This is a genomic window from Pseudomonadota bacterium, from assembly GCA_010028905.1.
In the GTDB taxonomy this organism is placed as follows: Bacteria; Vulcanimicrobiota; Xenobia; order RGZZ01; family RGZZ01; genus RGZZ01.
Map to the genome: position 1 here is coordinate 1 of RGZZ01000589.1, position 2804 is coordinate 2804.

Sequence of the window (2804 nt, forward strand, 5' to 3'; positions counted from 1 at the left end):
GGTGACGCACCGCCGAGAGGCTCACCGGTGACGAGCAGCGTGGTCGCGCCGTTCACGTCCTTCTGCACCGCGGCACGCGCGCGGCGAGCGCGGGCTTCCGCCCGATCGCGCCGCATGCTGGGCAGGCTCCCGGTGATGACGATGCGTTGGTCGCGCAGCGACGACGGAGCACGGGCCGGCCGCACCGGCTCGAAGGTCAGGCACTCGAGCGCTTCACGCGCGTCGCGGAAGCGGTCTTTTGCCAGCAGCGCGTCATAGAGCCATCCCATGAACCAGTCGCTGATCTCGAGGCGCCGCAGCATGAGGGTCGTCACCTCAGAGGCCTTCACCGTCTTGCCGCGCAGCAGGGCCAGCGCCAGAAGGGCGATCTGGTAGACGTCATCAGAGGGAGACCAGAAGTACTCGGGGACCGAGGGCGGCGCGAAGTCATCTGGCGGCGCGCCGTGCATGCGGCGCCGCCCTTCGGCGAGCGATTGCCGGGTGATGCCGAGGTCGCCAAGCATCAGTCGCTCGTCGCGGATGAACACGTTTCGCGTGGTGATGTCTCCGTGGCAGATGCTTCGGGGATGGAGGAGGTCGAGCACCTCGAGCAGCGGGCGGATGCTCTCGATGACGCGATCCTCGTCCCAGGCCGTGTCGTCCTGCGCAAGCCGGTCGGCCACGGTTCCCTCGGCCATCCACTCGAACACGAGCACGTACTTCACCTTGCGCGCGTTGCCCCAGCCGTCGAACACAGGGAAGGCGTCGAGCAGCTGCACCACGCTGTCATTGCGGGTGAGCAGGCGACCGAAGTAGGCCTCGCCGTGCCAGGCGATGGGGTGGAGCGAGACCTTGATGGCCACGGGCTCGCACTCGTCTTCGTTCTTGTCGAGCACAGCGCCGCGGTAGACCTCGCCGAAGCCACCCTGGGCCACGCGATTGGAGCGGACCTTGTAGTACTTCTCGGTGACGTCGCTTTTGAGGATGCGGTTGCGCGTGAGCAGTGGCATGTCCTGGTTTTCTTCGCGTTCCCCCACGCCTTGACCCTTCGAGGATCACGCGACTCATCTCGCGCTGAAGGGAACGACGCACGGGCACTTGAATGGCCCGACGATGGCGATTCGCATCTTCGTCACCGGCGGCACGTTCGACAAGGCGTATGACGAGCTTCAGGGCCGCCTGTACTTCAATGACACCCATCTCCACGAGATGCTCGGTCTCGGGCGCTGCCGCCTCGATGTCGAGGTGCGCACCCTGATGATGGTCGACAGCCTCGACATGACCGACGCTGATCGCGATGTGATCCTGCAGCAGTGCCGTCGCTGCCCCGACGAGCGCATCGTCATCACCCACGGCACCGACACGATGGAGATCACCGCACGGCTGCTCGGTGAGGCGGGTCTCGAGAAGACCATCGTGCTCACCGGAGCCATGATCCCCTACAAGTTCGGCAGCTCAGACGGTCTCTTCAACCTGGGCAGCGCCCTGGCATTCGCGCAGACCCTGCCCCACGGCGTGTACGTGGCCATGAACGGGCGCTTCTTCGACTGGAAGCGCGTTCACAAGGATCGCGGTCGCGGCGAGTTCGTCGAGCCGTAGGCCTGCCGCCGCTCTGCGCCCTCAGTGCGGGGGCGCGCTCTGGGGGGCGGGGACCGCTGCGGGCGCGGGTGCGGGTCGCGCGGCCAGGAACGTGGCCAGCGTCTCGCGCACCTCGGGCGCGTAGTACAGGCCTGTGTGCCCTCCGTGCGTGAAGACACGCGTGACCTCTGTAGGAGCGGGGTGGGCTTCGAGGTCGCGGAAGGCCTGAACGTCAGAGGCTTCGAGAATGAAGTCGTCGCTCGACACCAGCGTCATGACCGGCACCCCCTGGGCGCGGGCTGACGCGAGGAAATCGCTGTAGCGGCTGCTGTCGAGAACCTGCTCCGGGGTCGTGCCGTGGGCGGCGTACCAGGGGTCTCTGGCCACCTGATCGCGCAGGTAGTCATCGTAGCGCGTGGCGTTGAGCAGGGTCTGCTGCGCCTGCATTCGCTCTGCCATCGTGCCGGACGCGTCGCTGCGGTCGAGGGGCAGGCGCGGATCGCTGGCGTGGAGGTCGATCTCGGTCAGAAGAGACTCGAAGCCGCTGCGGAACCCCCAGTCGTCGACCAGGCGCCGTTCGCTGGAGCCGTCGCGGGTGGCCTGGAACGTCATCGGATCGATGTCATGGAAGTCGATGCGGTTTGTGCGGTTCAGGTATCGCAGGCCTGCGACCAGGGACGATCCGGCATGGGCGGTGTCGACCACCTGGTGCAGGCTGTCGAGGGCCCGCATCGACTGGCGCAGCCCCATCGGGGGAGACACCGCGGCGACGCTGCCGTTGATGATGGGGCGGTCGGCAGGATGCTCGGCGAGCCACTTCCCCTGGGCATCGACCATGCCGGCGGAGAGCAGGCCGCCGTAGGAGTATCCCGTCACCGAGACGTGGCTGAAGAACCCCGGGTAGCGGTCGCGGAGCCCGCGCAGGGCGTCGTAGAGGCCGCGTGATTCCACCTGGGGGTTGCCTGGAAGGGTGACGGGCTTGTGGTCGACCATCGACGCGTTCAGCGGGTTGTCGAAGGCCACGAAGTTCATGCCGTGGTGCAGGGCCATCTGCTCGATCTCGTTCACGGTTGAGGTTCGGCGGCTCGAGAAGGCGCCGGGAACGATGACGAGCATGGGGGCTCCTGGCCCGTTCGTCAGGTTGAGGTCGGCCCGCACGGGCTTGCCGTACTCGCTCGGGATGGAGACCCGGATGGTCTCTCGCGCCGCCTTCGGCTCGTGGTTGGCGAACGCCACCGACGCCACGG

Annotated in this window: 3 protein-coding genes; 1 reads left to right on the plus strand and 2 read right to left on the minus strand. The window is 67.2% G+C overall.

The annotated features are described in order from the left end of the window. Nucleotides 1-989 (minus strand): protein kinase family protein (locus EB084_23190; GenBank protein ID NDD31169.1); only part of this gene is annotated, 989 nt, incomplete at its 3' end. A 103-nt stretch (nucleotides 990-1092) separates the two neighbouring features. Between EB084_23190 and EB084_23195 the strand changes: the two genes are divergently transcribed. Next, on the plus strand, nucleotides 1093-1578 hold the full coding sequence (locus EB084_23195; protein NDD31170.1) for an asparaginase: 486 nt from the start codon (nucleotides 1093-1095) through the stop codon (nucleotides 1576-1578). 21 nt (nucleotides 1579-1599) lie between these two features. On the opposite strand, the gene EB084_23200 is transcribed toward EB084_23195, so the two are convergent. Further along, nucleotides 1600-2802: a hypothetical protein gene (locus EB084_23200; GenBank protein ID NDD31171.1), complete on the minus strand. Its 1203-nt coding sequence runs from the start codon at nucleotides 2800-2802 to the stop codon at nucleotides 1600-1602. Nucleotides 2803-2804 lie beyond the last annotated feature (2 nt).

Bases quoted from the DNA above. Each gene is read 5' to 3' on its own strand.
- EB084_23195 (NDD31170.1), top strand. From the start codon at position 1,093: ATGGCGATTCGCATCTTCGTCACCGGCGGCACGTTCGACAAGGCGTAT.